The sequence below is a fragment of the Labrys neptuniae genome (assembly GCF_040797145.1).
GTDB lineage: Bacteria > Pseudomonadota > Alphaproteobacteria > Rhizobiales > Labraceae > Labrys > Labrys neptuniae.
The window spans coordinates 19421-38916 of the sequence record NZ_JBFNQD010000019.1 but is presented as its reverse complement, the minus strand read 5'-3'; the positions used below and the strand labels follow the sequence as shown (position 1 = coordinate 38916).

The 19496-nt window shown below is 56.1% G+C and carries 14 protein-coding genes; 7 read left to right on the top strand and 7 right to left on the bottom strand.

The genetic code is table 11. The annotated features are described in order from the left end of the window. Positions 1-79 precede the first annotated feature (79 nt). The 3 genes from ABXS05_RS30535 to ABXS05_RS30525 form a co-directional block, all read right to left on the bottom strand. Complete coding sequence (locus ABXS05_RS30535; protein ID WP_367626495.1) at positions 80-550, bottom strand: very short patch repair endonuclease; 471 nt, start codon at positions 548-550, stop codon at positions 80-82. Next, complete coding sequence (locus ABXS05_RS30530) at positions 528-1685, bottom strand: DNA cytosine methyltransferase (protein WP_367626494.1); 1158 nt, start codon at positions 1683-1685, stop codon at positions 528-530. Before ABXS05_RS30530 ends, ABXS05_RS30535 begins: the two co-directional genes overlap by 23 nt. A gap of 594 nt (positions 1686-2279) precedes the next feature. After that, entirely contained in the window at positions 2280-2495 is a 216-nt protein-coding gene (locus tag ABXS05_RS30525) for a hypothetical protein (protein WP_311940313.1), read from the bottom strand. Between ABXS05_RS30525 and ABXS05_RS30520 the strand changes: the two genes are divergently transcribed. Further along, complete coding sequence (locus ABXS05_RS30520) at positions 2494-2709, top strand: integrase core domain-containing protein (protein ID WP_376717727.1); 216 nt, start codon at positions 2494-2496, stop codon at positions 2707-2709. The genes ABXS05_RS30525 and ABXS05_RS30520 overlap by 2 nt on opposite strands. A gap of 232 nt (positions 2710-2941) precedes the next feature. On the opposite strand, the gene ABXS05_RS30515 is transcribed toward ABXS05_RS30520, so the two are convergent. Next, positions 2942-4066 carry a helix-turn-helix transcriptional regulator gene (locus ABXS05_RS30515; RefSeq protein ID WP_367626493.1) on the bottom strand — a complete coding sequence of 375 codons (1125 nt, stop codon included), beginning with the start codon at positions 4064-4066 and terminating at the stop codon, positions 2942-2944. A gap of 614 nt (positions 4067-4680) precedes the next feature. On the opposite strand from ABXS05_RS30515, the gene ABXS05_RS30510 reads away from it, so the two are divergent. The 3 genes from ABXS05_RS30510 (at position 4681) to ABXS05_RS30500 (ending at position 6952) form a co-directional block, all read left to right on the top strand. Then, positions 4681-5397, top strand: coding sequence for a response regulator transcription factor (locus ABXS05_RS30510; protein WP_311935563.1), 717 nt, complete (start codon positions 4681-4683; stop codon positions 5395-5397). 80 nt (positions 5398-5477) lie between these two features. After that, on the top strand, positions 5478-6143 hold the full coding sequence (locus tag ABXS05_RS30505; protein ID WP_367626492.1) for a LuxR C-terminal-related transcriptional regulator: 666 nt from the start codon (positions 5478-5480) through the stop codon (positions 6141-6143). 236 nt (positions 6144-6379) lie between these two features. Next, positions 6380-6952 carry a L,D-transpeptidase gene (locus ABXS05_RS30500; protein WP_311935567.1) on the top strand — a complete coding sequence of 191 codons (573 nt, stop codon included), beginning with the start codon at positions 6380-6382 and terminating at the stop codon, positions 6950-6952. Positions 6953-7181: 229 nt separating this feature from the next. On the opposite strand, the gene ABXS05_RS30495 is transcribed toward ABXS05_RS30500, so the two are convergent. From ABXS05_RS30495 to ABXS05_RS30485, 3 genes are all read right to left on the bottom strand, one after another. Further along, complete coding sequence (locus ABXS05_RS30495; RefSeq protein WP_367626491.1) at positions 7182-7889, bottom strand: response regulator transcription factor; 708 nt, start codon at positions 7887-7889, stop codon at positions 7182-7184. A 919-nt stretch (positions 7890-8808) separates the two neighbouring features. Continuing rightward, positions 8809-9525: a response regulator transcription factor gene (locus ABXS05_RS30490; RefSeq protein ID WP_311935571.1), complete on the bottom strand. Its 717-nt coding sequence runs from the start codon at positions 9523-9525 to the stop codon at positions 8809-8811. Between the two features lie 867 nt (positions 9526-10392). Next, the gene (locus ABXS05_RS30485) at positions 10393-12486 is read right to left on the bottom strand and encodes a sensor histidine kinase (protein ID WP_367626490.1); all 2094 of its coding nucleotides are present in this window, start codon (positions 12484-12486) and stop codon (positions 10393-10395) included. A gap of 13 nt (positions 12487-12499) precedes the next feature. On the opposite strand from ABXS05_RS30485, the gene ABXS05_RS30480 reads away from it, so the two are divergent. From ABXS05_RS30480 to ABXS05_RS30470, 3 genes are all read left to right on the top strand, one after another. Continuing rightward, positions 12500-13216 carry a response regulator transcription factor gene (locus tag ABXS05_RS30480; protein WP_367626520.1) on the top strand — a complete coding sequence of 239 codons (717 nt, stop codon included), beginning with the start codon at positions 12500-12502 and terminating at the stop codon, positions 13214-13216. Positions 13217-13394: 178 nt separating this feature from the next. Continuing rightward, positions 13395-16997 carry an autotransporter outer membrane beta-barrel domain-containing protein gene (locus ABXS05_RS30475; RefSeq protein ID WP_367626489.1) on the top strand — a complete coding sequence of 1201 codons (3603 nt, stop codon included), beginning with the start codon at positions 13395-13397 and terminating at the stop codon, positions 16995-16997. Between the two features lie 541 nt (positions 16998-17538). Next, on the top strand, positions 17539-18969 hold the full coding sequence (locus ABXS05_RS30470) for a collagen-like protein (protein WP_367626488.1): 1431 nt from the start codon (positions 17539-17541) through the stop codon (positions 18967-18969). Positions 18970-19496 lie beyond the last annotated feature (527 nt).

Sequence of the window (19496 nt, the reverse complement as noted above, 5' to 3'; positions counted from 1 at the left end):
ACGCTCAGTGCGATCATATCGGTTAGCAAACTCTTATGATTCTCGGGTGTCGCAGGCTGCCCCCAAGACGCGTTCGCGCCTACCGTCGCTCGGCCATATTCGTCGCATGACCACTTTTGCGGTCATGCACGATTCGCTCAATCCTCTCTGCTACCGCCTCAATCGCCTCGTGCTCCCACACGCGTATCACCTGCCAGCCGCTACGCTGAAGGCGCATATCAGTATCACGATCGCGGGCGATGTTCGCCTCAATCTTAGTGCGCCACCAAGCTGCATTGTTTTTTGGCCAGGTCCCGTGCATCGGGCAGCCATGCCAGAAACATCCATCTATTAAGACGGCAACTCGTGCTCCCAAAAAAGCCAAATCAGCCGTTCGCCGAGTTCCTTCGATAAGACGTTGATGCGTTCGGAACCGAAGGCCGCGTCGATGAAGCATGGCACGCAATGCGCGCTCATATAGATTATCGCGCTGAGCCGTGCACTGCATCCTCTGTCGCGTTGCCGGTGCGACAGCGTCTTGCCGTTTCTCAACTGCTCTGGAGCGCGACATGGCGTTCGAGATCCACGCGGAATGCGGGGTCATATCGAAGTGAACTCGCGGTCAGTCGCCTCAAGAATCCACCTGCCGCTTTGCTTGAAAGTTGTGCTGTCGGATACTCTAAAAATGACGCTAGGTGCTGGCGGGGCTGTTTTACCGGCCATTCCGAGACGTTTACGCGGCTACGTGCCCCTTTGGCTTGCCCCCAAGCCGCGCTAGGCCATCCCTCTTCTTCTGGCAGCGGGGCGAGTGCCCCAGCCTCATGGACTGGATATGAAATTGCCAGACGGTGGGCAATCCACTCCGACATTTTGACGCTGACCGCATTACCAACCATTCGCCAGCGCCTACGCCTAGCTTTGGAGTCATAGCCGTCGACATTGGTCCACCCAGCAGGAAACCCCTGCAGCCGCTCTGCATCTTCGATCGCGGGCGTCACGATAGCGTGGGTCTCGGGCAACCAGATTGCCGGTGGCGAGGGAATGTGCAAAGCCGAGCCGCTCTTCAACGGTGGAATCGCGTCGATCGCCCATCCAAGCCCTGTGTTCCCCTCGGTCCAATAGAAGCCGCAGGCGTGACCTTCACGCTCAACTTTCTTCTCGCTACCGTAATCTTCCCCAAGAAGCACGGGGCGTGGATCATGCTGCATTGAGGCTAGGAGCAACACGCGACGACGCCTTTGCGGCAAGCCAAATGCGAGTGCGTCAATCGTCCGATACGCCCAACTAAAACCTATTTCCTCAAGTTGCTTAGTCAACCAGCGAATGCCGTGGCCCTTGTCGAGCTTCAACATAAACGGCACGTTTTCAAGCAACAGCCACGCCGGAGGGACGTCAGCCTTGCGCAACAGCGCCAGCACCTTGCCAATCAATCCCGAATTAGGGCCTTCAATTCCGCGCCGCTGCCCAGCTTGGCTGAGATCCTGGCAAGGAAAGCCCGCGGTCAGGATCCCACCACCGGGAAGAGACTTCAAACGCCGTACATCGTGCTTAATAATCGCGCCTTTGAATCTTTGGCTGAGTACGTGCCGCGCGACTTCATCGTACTCGCAGAGCATCTCCGTTTCATGTCCGGCGCGACGAAATCCCTCCTCAAGGCCACCGACGCCCGCAAACAGCCCGGTTACGCCATAGGAAATGCGCGGCACAACGCTATTCTCTCTCGCGTTCTGGCCGGGCTTAGACAAACAATCGGCAATACTAGGAGATTCGCCGACACGCAGCTTGTGCGAACTGTCAGAGGAGCACCCAGTAGTAGGGCCGAAGTCAAGTGTAGTGAGGTCTAACTTCATGCGATGAGGCCACGGTGTATCCAACGTCCGCCCTGCGACAAGCCCAGGATCCGACACTCATTCACTCTGCCAGTTTCACGGCAATCGTTCCAGCCAGATCAGCCCCCCGCCCTGCGGTGAGAAAGCAGCGAGGCCTGCGAGTTCGTGCTTTCAGCTACTGCTTCCTTACGGCGAACGCAAAACGCCACCTGGGCGGTTAGACCCAGATGGCGAGCGACTTATGACAGAACTGGTTGCGGGGGCGGGATTTAATCATTACTTGCGATCATTGCAGACGCATCGCAGCGTACTAGAAATCCTGCTTTCCGATGATTCTAGAGGTTTATTCCGTACGGCGGCGTAGCCCCGCAGATCCGAGTTTGAGCGCACGACCGTCTCTTCCCTGCAGTTGCTTCAATCGTGGATCTGCTTTCTATCGGAACTTTCGACACACCAACATAAAGTACGACTTCAGACAACCACGCCGCGGGGGCGAAGGCCGCGGTACTTGTTCCCCACACTAAAGGCCGACAATCCGGGATCGGACAACACCTTCTGCATCATCGCGTAGAGCCGCGGGGTTTGCTTTTCGTCGATCTTGGTATCTATAGTGCAGGAAGAATTGTCGGCCGCCTTCAGGAAGGTGAGGACGTCGTCACTCCGCTCGAGCATATATGCCGTCAGCATGGTTATCCGCGTCGATCCGAGGACGGAGTTCGTTAGCCGCGATCTCGATGTGTGGACCTATCAGCACGATGATACGCTCGGCTTCTTACGTTCCGGCAGGCCGAGCGACAGCAGCCACATCGAATCCTTCAATTGCAAGTTTCGAACGGAAGGCCTCAATGCCGACTGGTTCATGAGCCTGCCCGATGCCCGGGAGACAGTAGAGGCTTGGTGAGGGGAGCTATAACGAGCTACGACCTATAGCGCGATCGGATACTAGGCCCCGATAACGTTCCTAAATTGGGCATCGGAATGCAGCCCGCAATGATCCGGTTACCCCCTGGAAGCGACCAGCAAGCCGGTCCAAATTCGGGGAGCACCTCACAGCCCCGGAAAATCCTCCAGCCGGATGGTTCAAATTTGGGGAGCACGTCACATAATCGAGCGCGCCGACCTTCCCCTTGATGCTATCGGCCGTTGGGCCTGCGAACCGGTGGGATGAGACGCCTCACAAGCGCAACGAGATCGCTTTGTCGCGATACACCCATCTTTGCAAAGATGTGTTCGCGATGCGTTCGGGCTGTCGCCTCACTGACTTCCAGCGCCGCTGCCGCCTTGCGGAGTGTCGCCCCCGCCATTATTTGGTCGAGTTGACGTGTCTCGGCGGGTGTTAATCCGAACATGCGGGCGATTGCTCCCAGCTCGGTCGGCAAAGGGGTTGCGTCAAGCGCGATGAAGACGGCGGCGGTTGCCTGCGGTACGAGTCGCGTTCTGCGCTGGCCGCGAGCAAGCGGCAGGATATGAGCGATAGCTGCCCCCTCATCGGCCTTGCCGAGGGGTACACCCAACCCTGCCTCCGGGAGCAGCGTTTCGTCTTCCTGGGCCACCGCAATGGCCTTGCGCAGTTCTTCGGCTATGCGGGAGTCCGTGGCGGTCAGACATCCGCCGGACGACAGGATCGGCAATCTTGCATCGAGCATGCGGCGCGCCGCTTCATTGGCGTGCATAATTCGCCCTTCGTCCGCAACGATGACGACACCGGCCGTTACGCTGTCGAGCGTTGCTCCGAGAGCCTGCTGCTCCAAGGTTTTCATGTCCAAAAGATCGCTGATCGTCACAGCGCGTCTGATATGTGGCACCAATATTCGCCCGATCATCACCTCACGATCGGTATAAAGGCCGGCATCCCTGTGACGATTGAGACCAAGATGTGCTTGCCGGGTCGGGCTGTTGATCAATGTCAACCCAATCGAATCGACGATGCCCTGCGGCTCGCCCCATTCCTTGAGCATACGTGATTGCGACTGGATCTCCGCGGTGAGATGACGCGAGAACACCTGCGGTTCGTCGAGCGGCATGTCGCGGAGGGCCGGCAGCCGCTCCCAGGATGCCATCTCTTCGCCATAGAGCGGAAAGCGCTCCAGCCAATAGGAATCGATCCCAATAGTCTTGACGAGCGAAGCCCTGCCGTCGATGAGATCGATCATGGTCAGCGACGCATTGTGGGCGCGCAACATTTCCTTGATGCCAATCAGCATCGTCTCCCAGAGACCTGGGTCGAGAGCACAATCATAGATAGCACCGATGAGCACTGATATCTCCTCGGCGGAGGGTAGATCTTCGGCTTTCGAGGAACGGTCTTCGGTGGAAGCGGCGAAATTTAACATAGGATGACGAGGCGGCGAGAGAGACAAGAATGGTTGTTGGCTACCGCTAGCTAGACCAACTGTTGCATCATTGCAACGGTGCGACGGATTTGCCGTCCAGATAGGGTTTATCGGATGAACATCCGATGCGCCGCTCCCTCGACTAGGCAGACTATCCTCGTGAAAGACGGCCTCGCCACCAAGTAAAAGGCACCGGCCGGCACCCTGCTCGTTGTCGCTTATGGGCAGTTCGCAATGTCGAGCACACCGTGACCAATGTCCCCAGCCGCTTCTCCATGCATAGTTGGACCAATTCTGGGGCAACAATGTCATTTCGGGCAAGTGCTGCATCGCGCGCGGATACGTTTTAGGTGGCGTGGGAGGATTGCGCCATGTTGCTGGGCAAGAACTGAATCGAAACCGTCGCCGAAGCCTTTATCGCCAGCTCAAGCTGCAATGGTAGGCGATGCATGGCGAGGATCCAAAGAAGCCTCCGTCAGATAACACAGCGCGCAGAGGAGATTGGATACCGTGAAAGTGCGGCATGGGGGAAGTCGTTGATGCTTACCGAAGAGTATAAAAAAAGCGATATTGCAATCACGCCTCTTGTTTATCTTGTTGATGACGATGAGGATTTTCGTGAAGAGATGGTAGCTGGCCTGTCTCGATTGGGTTTGAACGCACATGGATTTCACAGCGCAGAAGCTCTGTATCGAGCTTATGCAGCCAAGCCATCGCAGATCGTTGTTCTCGACATAGGCCTGCAAGGCGAAGATGGCCTGTCTGTCGCGGCCCATTTGCGGTCCTCGCAATCGGTCGGAATCATCATGGCGACAGGCCGGGCGGCAATAGAGGAAAGGGTTGCCGGCCTGCAAAAAGGTGCGGATGTTTGCCTGGTCAAACCCATCGATATCAGGGAGCTCGCCGCCACGGTGGTCGCCCTCAACAATCGCGTCAGCAGGCACCACAAGGCGCCACCCAACCCTCCTGCTCCGCAATGGTCCTTGGTGGAAGCCGGCTGGACACTCACGGACGGTTTGGGGCACCGCCTGCGCTTGACCGTGTCCGAGCAGCGCCTCTTGGCATGCCTGTTTCGTGAGCGCGGCAACACCGTCGGTCGTAGCGCACTCGTCGCAGCCATGGGCGAGGATGTTCACGACTTCGACTATACGCGACTTGACACCATCATAAGCCGTCTGCGTCGAAGAGCCAAAACGGCCAACATGACACCGCCCCTGCATGCAATTCGCGGCCTGGGCTTTACCTTCGCAGATTAGGCTCGGTCGGCACGTGCGCTTCCGCCGGGGATTTGAACTTATCTGATTGAGATAGAACGGTTATTCATAGGCCAAGGCGAATGAGACTGACGGAATACGGCCAATTTACGCGTGTCACAGAAGAAATTGTCTCGGATCTGATTGTCATTGATAAAAACAATCTCGGCTTAACCTGTATATCGAGTGCGCTCGCCGGTTATTGCAATGAGTTTCGCGTCAGTGCTTATAGGACGGTTTCCGAATGGAAGCAGGCGGGGTGCCATTCCGCCGAGCCGATCGTTCTGCTCTGTATTGCCGACCAACGGGAGCCGGCTAGCCTGATGGCCGACGTCCAGGGCGTGGCCGCCAGTGCCCGGATCATCATCATTTCCCACGTAACGGCGACTGCGACAATCCTTGCAACCTTAGGGAATGGGGCGCGTGGCTATATTCCGGATAACGCGAACCTTGAGGTCGTAGTGGGGGCAATTCGCCTTGTGCGAGCTGGTGGCATCTTTGTACCGGCCGATAGTCTCATGCGATCATGTCAGCAAGCTCAACCGGAGAAACCGACTCCGCTCACCGCAAGGCAACTGGCTATCATCGAGCGCTTGCGACAAGGCGAATCCAACAAGGTTATTGCCGAGAAACTGGACATGAAAGTGAACACGGTGAAGGTACATGTTCGCAATATCATGCAAAAGACCAAAGCGCGAAATCGGACAGAGGTTGCATATATTACCAAACAATTGTTTGAAGAAGCGTAAGCCATATTTGTTAAAATTCAAATCTCTCTACGACTAAAACCCTATATTTTCATTTATATTTTATGGCATTAATGTTCGAGATAATGTTTATATATTATGGTACCGCTATGAAGCGAGCCGATCACCCACCTGAAATTCGCCCTACGTCATTTTAGAACGGCCAAACTATCCTCCAGATCCACTGGGCACCCGAACTCATGCAAGCTCGCCTTCTCTCAATCCCTTCTGTTGCGATCATGCTCGCATTGCTTGCCTGTGCGCCATCCGCGCAGAGAGATCATTCGGCAACGCCCGGCGCCTCACAATTTTCCGGCGAACAGTTCCCGGTGCGCTTGATCAACCGGGCTCGATTTCCAACCGATTTCGCCGTCACCACCGTCGACTATCCTTCCATGGAGGCACGCGGCTCCATCATCGTCGATACCGGCGCGGGCAAGCTCTACCACATTGAGGGAAATGGCAAAGCGCGGCGCTACGCTATCGCTGTCGGCAAGGCCGGCCATGCTTGGAAAGGCACAGCGACTATCGCCCGCAAGGCCGAGTGGCCAGCCTGGTATCCAACCGACGACATGCTAAGCGAAGCTCCCGGAATGCCGAACCGAATACCACCCGGCTCGGATAATCCGTTGGGAGCGCGGGCAATGTATCTTTATACCGATGGTAAGGACACACTCTACCGAATCCACGGTACCAGCGAACCTTGGACGATCGGCACCAAGGCTTCCTCTGGTTGCATCCGTATGTTCAACGAGGACGTCATCGACCTCTATACCCGCACCCGCATCGGAGCGAAGGTCATCGTTAAGTAAAGCAAATGCGTCTCGAACGATATCTCCAGCGCACCGGATCCGGCCTCGAAACCGGGTCTGATGCCGCGGGTCTACAGACATGCCCCCCCGGCACCGTAGACCGATGGACCTGAACAAGCTGCTGGCATCGTCTTTAACCAGGCCCCGTCATGAGAGTGGGGTTCCCCTCACCTCTCGAATGTCAGACCTCTGCATCAAGTCCGAAAACCCCTATTATGCCATAAGCAGCTCAGCCACGCTTGCTTTCCAAAAATGCCTCGCCCAGATCAGAATATACCTCGTTAATCAAGGAAGAATGAAATATATCTTCTGATTTATAAGCGATAGCTGTTCTGGTATTTACACCGATCTTTTTCATAATATTTCGAACGTGCACCTTTATTGTGCTTTCCCTTAGATTTAAAGCTTTAGCTATAGACGCATTAGATCTTCCGCAGCTTACACCTGCAATGATCTCCAACTCTCTCCGGGAGATACGAAAATCGCCCTTTGGCCCCTGGCCCACCGGAACAGCCCCACGAGTAGCTTTCTTTTCAAAGAAAGAAGCAACGGGGAAAAAGCTGCCCCCAACCAGAACCAAATGAATTGCCTTCATCGCAATCTCAAGTGTAAGATTATTTGGAATATAGGCCTGAACACCGACACTCATGACCTCAAGAATTCTGGATATATTACCGTTTTTTGAAAATACGACGGTTTTCATATCACGCTTACGCTCAAGAATCTCCGCAACGCTTTCCAGATCTATACCGCCCCTTGCTTCAGATATAAGCAATAATGGAGAATCTCCATGCCAATCGCTAACTGAGTACCACTCGCGCAGATCGGAGAATGCCAAGACTGGGATATTTGGGAATTCGACAGCGAGAACGCGACTAATACAGTCACGCCAAAGCGCAAGAGGACACACTACAACGATCGCATCAATTGCATACATTTTGCACGCCCCCGTCAAAAACCTATACTACGACGTCTATGCTCTAAGATTCGATCTCCGGTGATTAAAAGTAAAATAAACTATAATTATTTTTATCTTTCTAAGTAAAATTCCATTATCTGAATATTACTTCTTTTCGCCCGAATAAGTAAATCTGGATATTTCTCGCGCTCAAAAAACCCAACGACCAGGAAAGGAGAATACCTATTAAGTATATGCTCGTTTCGGAAGGCTCGCGCGGAAGGCCCGTACCTAAACCACAACACTCGTTCCGATATACCTGAAATACCGGTCCGCCGCCCCCATTCACCCGCGATTTTGCCGACTGCGCTCTCTGATTCATATATTAATCGGAAATCATTGAATTTATATTTTAAATTATCTAAAATTCTAAAAATATAAGACTTATCTGAACGCTTTACGCACCCACAGATCCCTATATACGACATATCTGATGCTCTTGTTCGACACAAGGTTGTGTCAGCATCGTCATTTTTTGTAAGAACTGGAGGTATTTGTGTTGTGAGTGACATCTTTTTCGAAGAATCTAATTTTAGATATACTTCTGCACCTGCTCTGCGCATTTTGAACACACACAACATTTTCAAGATCGGACGATTTCCGCCGAAGACCTTGATATCGACCGTACTCTTCAAATTCAGCCGTCAGGCCGAATTCGAGCTCTCAGAAATTGCTGCCTATTTCATGATCGAGATCGTTCGATCTGTATTAGTGCTAGATGGCCATAACTCCAAAATAGGTTGTATATTAGGATATATTTTTATCCGTATTCCTTACAATCTCAGAAACTGTCATATCTATGCACTCACCGTCACCTGCCTACATCATGAAATAGCCCGGCCTTCGCCCCAGATTGTTAAAAATTGGACTTTCGCCCGCTATGGACGGCATGCGCCACCTAGTCGGCAAAGGTAAAGCCCAGCCCGCGAATGGCGTGCAGGGGCAGGACCATGTTGGACTTTCTGGCTCTCCGGCGCAGGCGGCTTATGATGGTATCGAGGTGCGTGTAGTTGAAGTCATAGATGTCTGCGCCCATGGCTTCGACGAGCGCGCTCCGCTCGACGATATTCCCACGCTCGCGAAACAGACGCCCCAGGAGGCGCTGCTCCGAGACGGTCAGACGCAGGCGATGGCCCATGCCGTCGGTGAGCGTCCAGCCCCCTTCCACCAGGGCCCATTGCGGGGCAGGAGGCGGTGGCGGGGCGGGGCGCTGCCCGCTGACGCGATTGTTGAGCGCCACCACCGTGGCGGCGAGCTCCCTGATATCGATGGGTTTGACGAGGTAGACGTCCGCGCCTTTGCCCAGGCCCGCAACCCGGTCTTCGATAGAGCCTCGGGCCGTCAACATGATGATCCCGATCGATTGGGAGGCCCGCAGATGAGCCGCTATGGACAGGCCGTCCTCTCCCTCCAGGCCAATATCGAGAATGACGACCTGCGATGGCTTGGCGGCAAAGGCGCGGTAAAAGGCCCCGGCGCTCGGAAATCCACGTACGTTCAGACCCAGTCTCGATAGGCCGAGTACCATTTCCTCGCGGAAATCCTCGTCGTCATCGACAAGATAAACCAGAGGAGCGACTGCAACATCGCTCTGCTTAACCTTTTCTGCCGACATCGACGAACCCTACAGACAGAACTTTAGCGGATTAACCCAACTAAACCAGCCTTGAACTTGCCGCAATAAAGCAGCACCCACATAAAGATATTGCGAATATATCGAAAATATATATTCGTATAAAAATTAGCTAAAATGAACCCTATCTACATATATCCTATATTTTAGAGAGAATAACAGACTATATATTCAAATAATGGTATTACAATTACAGTTACTGTCACATTCTTTCATTTCCTATCTCCTATTTGATTAAATTAAAATCGTTATACGAATTCGCGCCTTACGAAATATACGGTAAAAAGATATATATTTTGAATTTTCCGCTAGGTTAATTATGACTTTCTCGTGTGAAAGTAAATCCGCCACGAGCACCGTCGGATTGCTCGGGGCTGATGGCGCACGCAGCGATGCCACGATCATCGATACTTCAATGATTGCTTCACGCAGCATCCCAATGGCCAGTAGCGTAATCTCGTTCGCCTGCTCGCCTCGCGCTCGCCTACCCGCAATGGCTCTGATTTCACGAGCATCGTGCTTGAATGTAGGCCTTGGCGCCTCCAGGACCGCCCAGCCATATTTATGCTTTGCTATTCTCCCGGACGATGCCAACAAAGACGAACGGTAGAGCGACCAAGCCTGACTCTCCCTTGCCGCTCTCCTGCTCCGCCGCAATATTCTGTCGCAAACTCGTCCCCATGCAGGGGCTCAAAACCACGTATGGTAGCTCATCGCTAGCCAGCAATCCGGGCGAATCGCTCCAGTGCACACCGGCTGCTTGGTTACGGAAGGAAGGTCCGCGGCTGTCCATAATCCGAATCGGCGCCGAAATTTCTTGAGTCGCCCGATGACCGCTCCTGTGTTCTATCAGGATGACACGGGAGGGCCGGATATAGAGTTGCCCGTGCGCGCTCTTTCGAGCGGTAGCGAGACGCGGAAGGTCGAACCGCTTGAGTCGCTCGCGGCCAACACGAGGTCGCCGCCATGCTGGCGTGCGATCTCCCTTGAGATATAGAGCCCCAAACCGGAGCCGCTCGCCTTCTGGCCCGCGACACGATAATATTTTTTGAATATCAAATCGCGATCCTTGATGGATATGCCAGAACCGTTGTCGGTAACATCAATGATTGCGCTCCCATCATTGATCGAAACAGATACGATGACCGGACGATCGTCGGCCGAGTATTTCAAAGCGTTCTGGATCAGATTTTGTAAAGCGATCTCCAGTAAGTTACGGTCCCCATTTACCACAGCACCTTCCCCGGAAATGAAACAAACACGCCTGACGCTCTCGTCATCCATTCCTGCCTCAGCGTTATGCAATATCTCGTTCAGATCGATCGCCGAGGGCGACATCTGTTCGGCCGAGAGCTTCTCACCCGCCAGGATGTTTTCGACCAGCATCGACATCCTTTTGATAGCACGGCGTATCTTGGCGATACTTAACCTGATGTTATTGGCGTCTTTATCGACGGAGAACGACAGATTCTCTGCGGTGGCCGCTATCACGGCCAAGGGCGCGCGAAACTCATGCGACGCCAAGGCAATGAAATCCTGTTTCCGAGCCAGGGCATCATTGACGGAAGCAAGTGATTGTCGGAGTTTCATTTCAAGCAGGTGGCGCCGATCCATCTCCTCCTTGAGCAACGCGTTGCTTTTCGCAAGCTCCGCGGTTCTCTCCTGCACCTTGATCGTCAGCTCCTGCTCGGCGAGCCGCGCCATGACAATGACGCGGTCCTTTTCCTTACTCAGGTTGCGCTCGGCAAGCTGAGCTCGTTTGGCGACGGCAGCGCTTAGCAGCACGAGGTGAATTAGAGTCCCGGCAGCCAGCAGCCTTGCCAAGGAGCCGTCAATCCGCAAAGGGTTGAACCCCGTATACTGCAGCTGCATCACTGACAGCAGGCATATTACGCTCAAGAATGCGACTGCCGACAACAGATATTGATACTCCCGACGAAGAATGAGGAGATATAGCGCAAATAGAGCGACAAAAATAAGGGATATTTGCTGCAATCGCGACACGAAGAACCCAACGTCGCCATAGTGTCCGGCTAGCGCAAATATCAGGGCAGCGACGTTGAGAAGCGTAACGCCTTGAGAGACGCGCCATACCAGGATCGAGTGTTGACGAAACTCGAACAGCTTTTCCAAGAACAACATCATGAATATACTATATAAGCAAACGATAACACCCCAGCTTCTACGTACAATCGCGGGTTCCAAAAAAGCCAATACCTCGGACGAATACCCCATATGATATACACTAATTAAACCCGACACCAGCAGCAATGCCGCATAAATTATAAATAGATTTTCCCTAAGCCAAAAATAATATAGCAAATTTGCAAATATCATCGCAAGAATAGAACCTATCACAACGCCGATGATCCAATCATTGACTTTTATATATTTTTCATACCCCGATCTCTGCCAGATGTTCAGTGAGGTCGTGATCGAGGTCGATGACTGCAGGCGAATGTAATAATCGGCCGGAGTAGAGGGCACGGAAATCCGGAAAACAGCGGAATAGGCGTCGACGCCATCTTCGGTCTCCAGGTGAAAACGGCTGGGTGGCACGGCTGCGAAGTGCCCGGCTCCATCCGGGACGTAAACAGCGACTTGCTCGATCAGGGGCCTTTCGATCTGCAAGAGCCACTGCCTGGAATCTTCCGGCGCGGCAAGGGAGAAGCGAACCCAGATCGCACCTTTCTGATACCCCTGGGTGAGCATCGAAGGGACGGCAACGAATTGAAGATCGGACTGTCCTGCAACGATGTCTTGGATGGTGAGTGCACCGCTCCGGTCATTGAGGACGGCGAGGTGACCGCTTAGGGAAACCGCGCCTCTAACGCCATCCGTCGACTGAAGTGAAAGCCCCCATGAGGCTTCCACCACAAAACAACTAAACAAGATAGACAAAGCAACGATTAGATGGAATCGGATGCTGCGGAAGTGCGACATGGAGGGGGCATTGATGTTCGCAAAAGAGGCTAAACAGGGTGATGTCGCGATCGCTCCTCTCGTTTATTTGGTTGATGACGATGAGGATTTTCGCGAAGAAATGGTGTCGGGCCTAACCAGATTGGGCTTGAACGTACGGGGGCTTGGCAGCGCTGCGGCCCTGTATCGGGCCTATGCTGCCATGCCATCCGAGATCGTTGTCCTGGATATTGGCCTGCAAGATGAAGACGGCCTGTCCATAGCGGCCCATCTGCGGGCATCCCAACCAGTCGGGATCATCATGGCGACCGCGAGGGGCTCGATCGATGACCGGGTCGCCGGCCTCGAGAAGGGTGCGGATGCCTACCTCGTCAAGCCTATCGATGTTCGGGAACTGGCCGCCACGGTGGTGGCACTGCAAAAACGGGTCGACAGGGACCGCAGGGTGCCGACTCCCCCTCACGCTCCGCAATGGGCCCTGGTGGAAGGGGGGTGGACGCTCATCGACGGTCTGGGCCATCGCCTGCGCCTGACGGTCTCCGAGCAACGCCTCCTGGGATGCCTGTTCAGGGAGCGCGGCAACACCGTCGACCGAAGCGTACTCGTCGAAGCCATGGGCGCCGATGTCTATGACTTCAACTATGCGCACCTTGATACCATCGTAAGTCGCCTGCGTCGAAGGGCTAAGAAGCTAAACATGCTGCTACCCCTGCATGCCATTCGCGGGCAAGGGTTCACCTTCACCGACTAGTATGGTTTTTCGGTCACTGTCCAGAAGAATTCGTATTTATACTCGGACGACCCAGGGGGATAATACTTCCGAATGAGATAATTTGTGTCAGGAAGTGACATGGAGAGACATTTTGTGAAATTGTGAGGAATCTGGGGAGTAAATATGTTCAAAAATACGTTCAATTATGGAAATCCCCATGTCCTCTCGACTCGTCGGCAAGCACAAGAAGTCTTCTTCGCCTCTTGGAGCTACTTTAACGGTAGGTAGCCCGGTTCGGGTGGCGCAGCGTAGCCTCGCTCATCCGAAAGCCTTAACCTCGACCATTGCCATCGCCGCCGCGCTGTCCTGCGGTGGAATGGTAGCGGCTCCCGGCGCGGCGTTCGCGGGAAGCTGCGACCCGGCGACTTTCGTATGCTCGGGAGCGGCCAGTCCGACCCAAAACGAAACCGGGCAGATTCTTGGCAATGGTACCGCACCGGTAGCGGTCACCACCCAGTCGGGCTTCGGGATCAATGCCGGCGTTGGCGGTGTTCTTGGTGATGCTTTCTATATCAGGGGAAGCGGTGGCACGAGCTTTACCGATACGACAGGAGCAACCATCACCGGCCTTGGCGGTATCGACATCGCCGAGCAAGGTGCTGGCGCCCTCGTTGTAAAGTCGACAGGCTCGATCACCGGAACGGTCAACGGCGGTATTCTCGCCCAGACGTCCGCGACAAGCACCGGCCTGACGATTGACGTCAATAACGTCACGGGCAACGGCTATGGCATCGATGCTGTCAACAATGGCACCGGTTCCATGGCAATTACCTCCAGCGGCGTCATCACCTCGGCGGGCGGTGATGGCATCATCGCTACCATGGGGGGCAATTCCACGGGTCTGACGATCAATGTCAATGAGGTTAATGCTGGCGATAACGGCATCAATTTGAATGGCAACGCCGGCACCGGCGATATTTCGGTCACCGCCAACACGATCAACGCGGACTCCGACAACGGCGGCATCGGCACCGGCATCGTCTTCGACAACGGTCCGAACACCCACAACTTCACCGTCAATGTCGGAACGATCACCGGCGGCGGCGGCGGCGGTATCTCTGGCTTCTCCAGCGGCAATGGTAATACCGATATCACAGTAGGCTCCATCACCACTACCGGCGGACATGGTGTGAACCTCGTTGTCGACGCCAGTCCCGGCGCGGGGTACACGAAGGTCGATGTCGGCGACGTCACGGCCAATAGTGGCAATGGTATCGCCGTTAGCACGAATGCGAATACGACAGACCTTACCATCACAGCCAATAATGTAACCGCTGGTGCTAACGGCATACAGGCGTTTAATGGCGGCACGGGAAAATCCGCAGTTACAACCCATGGCGATGTTGTCGCCGATGGGACCTACGGCATCTATAATGTGAACACCGCTGCGGCCACCGGCGATCTTACGGTCAATACGGATGCCGGTACGACGACGCACGGCACTAGCTTTGGCATCTATACCGAAAACAACGGTACGGGTAATCTCGTCATCACGGCCCCTGGTAGTTCGACCACGAACGAATTTTTCACCATTGGCAGTGAATCTGGAATCTACGCGATCAACAATAATACGACTTCGAATTCAAGTATCCAGATCACCGCAGGTGATACCACTGGTGCTGGCTTTGGCATTCTTGCCACGAATCACAGCAACGGCGGAATCCACATCGAGTCCAACGGCACTGCGAAGGCCGGCTTTGGTCTTGGCGGTTGGGCCGCTATCGAGGCCAACAATTTCGGGGCTGGCGACGTCTATGTCAAAGCCAACAATGCATATGGCGACATGGGCGGCGTTAACGTCATTAACGCCGATTCCGCAAGCGGCTCCATTGACGTTATCGTGACTGGCACGGCGACGACTATTGAAACCGAATTTCCCGAGCATGGCGGCGGCAATGCCGTCAATGTCATAGCCGGTGTCAATACGAAGGCCATCAACGTTGCGGTAAACAATGCCACAGGCAACAACGACGGCATCTATACCGAGCAGCATGGTACGGGCACGACGACGATCACCACGACCGGTATTGTGGAAGGGAACACCCACGGTATCCATGCCCTTACCGCCGGAACTGCGGTCACCATCAACAACTCCGGTACGGTTCGAAACACCTCCAATTCATCCCTCAGCGAGGCGATTTTTGCCAATGGCCCCGCGACGATCACCAATTCCGGTTCCGGCCTGATCACCGGCTCGGTTCAGCTCGTCAGCGACAAAGGCAACACCGTCAACAACGCCGGCACCTGGGATACGGCGGGCGCCACCAACAATTTCGGTGCGGGCACCGCCAACAACGGCGTCAACAACACCGGCACGATCATCGCCGCCAAGGACGGCGCGGCCGTCGCCAATACCGCCTTCAACCAAGTCGGCACCTTCACGAATGGCGGCGTGCTGACCATGGCTGACAAGGGCGCCGGCGACACCACCACCATCGACGGCGACTATGTCGGCAATGGCGGTACGGTCGAGATCGACACGGAGTTGGGCGACGACTCTTCGAAGACCGACAAACTGGTAATCAACGGCGATGCCACGGGTTCCACGAAGCTGACGGTCCACAATGTCGGCGGCCTGGGCGCGCAGACCAAGGACGGCATCAAAGTGATCCAGGTGGGCGGTACCTCGGACGCGAACGCTTTCCGGCTCACTTCGGCCGTGGCGGCGGGCGCCTATGACTACGGCCTGTACATGGGCGGCGCGAGCGGCGCGAACGACTGGTTCCTGCGTTCGACGAATGAACTGAATGCCGAGGCGCAGACCTCGGTGGTCTATGCCGGCGCGCTCTCGCATTTCGCGCAGGCGACTCTGGGCACGCTGCAGCAGCGTACCGGCGGCCGGATCTGGCCCAATGGCGGATCGCAGGTCGCGGCTGACCTGCCGTCGGACCAGGTGATGAAATACGCCCCCGGTGGACCGGTGATCTACGGCCAGGGTGCCTGGGGACGCGTCGGAGGACTTTATGCCTCCTACGATCCGAAGAAGGGTGGGTCCTACACCCAGGGCATCGGCTTCCTGCAGGCCGGCTATGAAGGCACGGCTTACGAGACGACGGACGGCCAGCTGACGCTGGGCGCCTATGCCACGGTGGGCCGCTCATGGGTCAAGGTCGACACCACGCGCGATCCCGTCACCGGTGCGGCACGCTCGAAGGGCAAGATCACCAGCAACGGCTACGGCGTTGGCGTCAATGCGACTTGGCTGGGCAATGATGGGCTCTATGCCGATGCGATCGGCCAGTTCACCTGGTATGACACCAATCTGTCGAACAAGAACGGCAGCAGCCAGGGCTGGGCAAGCGCGCTGAGCCTGGAGGTCGGCAAGCGCTTCGACGTCGGATCGGGCTGGTCGGTGGTGCCGCAGGCTCAGCTGTCCTGGACCCATGTGGACTTCTCCTCCTTCACCGACACCCTCGGCAACCGGGTCTCCATCGGCGACGGCGACAGCGTGCTCGGCCGCCTGGGCGTGCGGGTCGAGAACCTGAGCAGCTGGAAGGGCGAGGATGGCGAAACCCGCCGCCTGCAGTTCTACGGCATCGCCAATCTGAGCTACGAGTTCATGGGCGACACCTCGGTCAAGATCGCCGGTGCCACCGTCGAGCAGCAGGACAAGCGGCTGTGGGGTGAAATCGGAACGGGCGCGACCTATGCCTGGAACGACAAGTCCAGCGTCTATGCCGAAGCCAGCTACGGCCACGCCCTCGCCTCGGGCGACAACTACAGCGCCAAGGGAACGGTGGGCTTCCGTTACAAGTGGTAAGCGGAAAGACCTGTCCATAGCCACGAGCACATCTGTCGCCGCTCTCTCGCGGCGACAGAAAATGGAGCCCGATGCGTCACCTATCGATGCGCGGTTTGGTACGGCCAGGAGGGTCGAAGGACTTCTTCTCCGCTCCCGCCTCCGTCCTGGGTTCTTGAAGGTCCGAGGGCCGACGCTTTTGTGACGGCCCACTCTCTCCGAAAATATCCATTGGCCACGCGACGACATCGCGTGGCTATATTTATTTTAGTTACGTAAGGTAATTTTAATAAGCCTTTCAAATTCTTAAGCAATAATTTCAGAAAAACTTGACGAATCGGAGGTATCGCGGTAGCGATTATTTGTTTGGTGATCGTCGATGTTGGGGGGATTATGATTCTCAAACTTTCGGTGCATGACCTAGGCTAACCTCTGTTTAGAAAGGTCAATCATGGCCGTACATGGAAAGTTTAGTCTAAGTTGTTCTGTCCTGGCGTTGGCGTGCTTCTGGGCGCCCGCCACGGGTTGGGCGCAATCTGCGACCAACGAACAACTCTTCAAGATGATCGTGGATCTCCAGAATCGCCAGAAGGCGCTGGAAAGCCAGCTGAAGGTCGCAACGTCCGAAGCTTCCAAGGCCAAGGCGGAGTTGCGGCGGCTGGGGCGGAAAACGGCTCACGTGCCGCCGGCCGGGGCTGGACGCGACTATGTCGAGATGGCCCCGGTTGCCACGCCAGTGGCCGGGTCCGTGCAGGCGCCGCCCGGCACCCAGGCTGTGGCCGCGGTCAACGGCAAGCTGGAACTAGGCGGCGGCAACAGCTTTGGCGGCTCGGGCTATGGCTATGCCGGCGGCTCGCTGGCGCTGCCACTCGGGCAGTCGTTTGGCGCGCAGGCCGACGTCGTCGGGGGCGTTGCCAGCAATACCGGCTTCTATGGCGGGGCTGGTCATGTGTTCTGGCGCGATCCCACCATCGGTGCAATCGGTGGCTATGGCAGTTTCCTATATGGCACCGGCTATTTCGCGTCGCGTCAGGGCAACTCGGTCTATGGCTACCAGAATGCCAAGGGCGGCCTCGAGGGCCAGCTCTACTGGGGCCCCTTCACGCTGCAGGGCGTGGCCGGGCTCGAATACGAGAACCTCAACAGCAAGCTGCGATTCTTCGATGATGTTCGCGTCGCCTGGTATGCGACGGACAATCTCAAGCTGAATGTGGGCCATCGTTACACCGGCGGTCGCAACCAGGTCGTCGGCGGTGCCGAATATCTCGTGAACTTCAACACCAATACCGCCGCTTCCCTCTTCGCGGATGTGGCCTACGGCAAGAGGGTTAGTGGTTTCGACAGCTCCTTCGGCCGCAAGAAGGGCAACGACCTGACCGTCCAGGGCGGTCTGCGCTTCTTCCTGGGCACGGGCAGCAACACCAGCATGCCGGCAGTCACCTATGGCGGCGATGGTTTCGGCGAGAAGCGCAGCGGAGTCTTCACGGCACCGGATGCGCCGACCGAACGCACCCTCAAGCAACGGGATCGCGAGGACTATCTGCCGAGTTACATCGGCCGCGATGCCGCCGAAATGCCCAGGGGAACCAAGCGGCCGCCACCGGTCCTGGTCGTTGGGCCTCCAGGAGCACCCGGTACGCCCGGCACCCCAGGTACGCCTGGAACGGATGGTACGCCTGGAACGGATGGAACGCCTGGTCAGAATGGCGAGCCTGGTGCGCCCGGGGCCGAAGGCCCGCCCGGCACGCCTGGAACAGATGGACAGCCCGGCGCTCCTGGTGCAAATGGCGAGCCTGGCGCTCCTGGTCAGCCTGGCGCCCCCGGCGAGCCTGGGAAAGATGGACTTCCGGGCTCGCTGGGTCCGACCGGACCAGCCGGTCCCACGGGTCCAACCGGTCCGTCCGGTGAGACTGGCGCGCCGGGTGAGCCCGGCCCAGTTGGAGATCCTGGCCCAGTGGGACCTCCCGGTCCTCCCGGTCCCTCCGGCGTATAAACGGTCTGATCCACGAAGTTCGATCGGTCTCCATTATCGGGTGGCCCACGACCGGGGGCCACCCGTGACCAGACGAGGCTTCGGGACAGCAGGTGCTATTCCCGAGGCCTCGGATGGGAGATTGGTACAGATCGAGAAAATTCTGGAATAGACGGGTCTTGCGACAGTTCAGACCGTGTAGAGGCCAATTGAAGAGGGTAGCCCGGAAATCGGGTTCGTGCGTCCGGTGCGCCCTTCCCAATTTGGTCTTACTTAAACTGCCGCGGCGGCGTCGAGGCTACCGGACAGTATCCCAGATTGATGCTCATCAACGGCTGGCTTTAAACGTGTTGTCTTGAGATCTTGAACTGGCCGGGAGGCCGACAGTCGCGAGTTCCTAGGCCGGCGTAAAGACACTGCTTCTCGTTGAACGATGTCCGGCAGGCGCTGCTCGCATAATTGTTGGGTGCTCCGAGGCCAGGAATGCCCGTTCCAGTTCTCGATCCGATCCGGATTTTCGGGCGAGACGATATATTCAACCGGAATCT

Coding starts and splice junctions, on each gene's coding strand:
- ABXS05_RS30535 (WP_367626495.1), bottom strand. CDS start 550: ATGTCGCGCTCCAGAGCAGTTGAGAAACGGCAAGACGCTGTCGCACCG.
- ABXS05_RS30520 (WP_376717727.1), top strand. CDS start 2,494: ATGGTTATCCGCGTCGATCCGAGGACGGAGTTCGTTAGCCGCGATCTC.
- ABXS05_RS30525 (WP_311940313.1), bottom strand. CDS start 2,495: ATGCTGACGGCATATATGCTCGAGCGGAGTGACGACGTCCTCACCTTC.
- ABXS05_RS30510 (WP_311935563.1), top strand. CDS start 4,681: ATGCTTACCGAAGAGTATAAAAAAAGCGATATTGCAATCACGCCTCTT.
- ABXS05_RS30505 (WP_367626492.1), top strand. CDS start 5,478: ATGAGACTGACGGAATACGGCCAATTTACGCGTGTCACAGAAGAAATT.
- ABXS05_RS30500 (WP_311935567.1), top strand. CDS start 6,380: ATGCTCGCATTGCTTGCCTGTGCGCCATCCGCGCAGAGAGATCATTCG.
- ABXS05_RS30495 (WP_367626491.1), bottom strand. CDS start 7,889: ATGTATGCAATTGATGCGATCGTTGTAGTGTGTCCTCTTGCGCTTTGG.
- ABXS05_RS30490 (WP_311935571.1), bottom strand. CDS start 9,525: ATGTCGGCAGAAAAGGTTAAGCAGAGCGATGTTGCAGTCGCTCCTCTG.
- ABXS05_RS30485 (WP_367626490.1), bottom strand. CDS start 12,486: ATGTCGCACTTCCGCAGCATCCGATTCCATCTAATCGTTGCTTTGTCT.
- ABXS05_RS30480 (WP_367626520.1), top strand. CDS start 12,500: ATGTTCGCAAAAGAGGCTAAACAGGGTGATGTCGCGATCGCTCCTCTC.
- ABXS05_RS30475 (WP_367626489.1), top strand. CDS start 13,395: ATGTCCTCTCGACTCGTCGGCAAGCACAAGAAGTCTTCTTCGCCTCTT.
- ABXS05_RS30470 (WP_367626488.1), top strand. CDS start 17,539: ATGATCGTGGATCTCCAGAATCGCCAGAAGGCGCTGGAAAGCCAGCTG.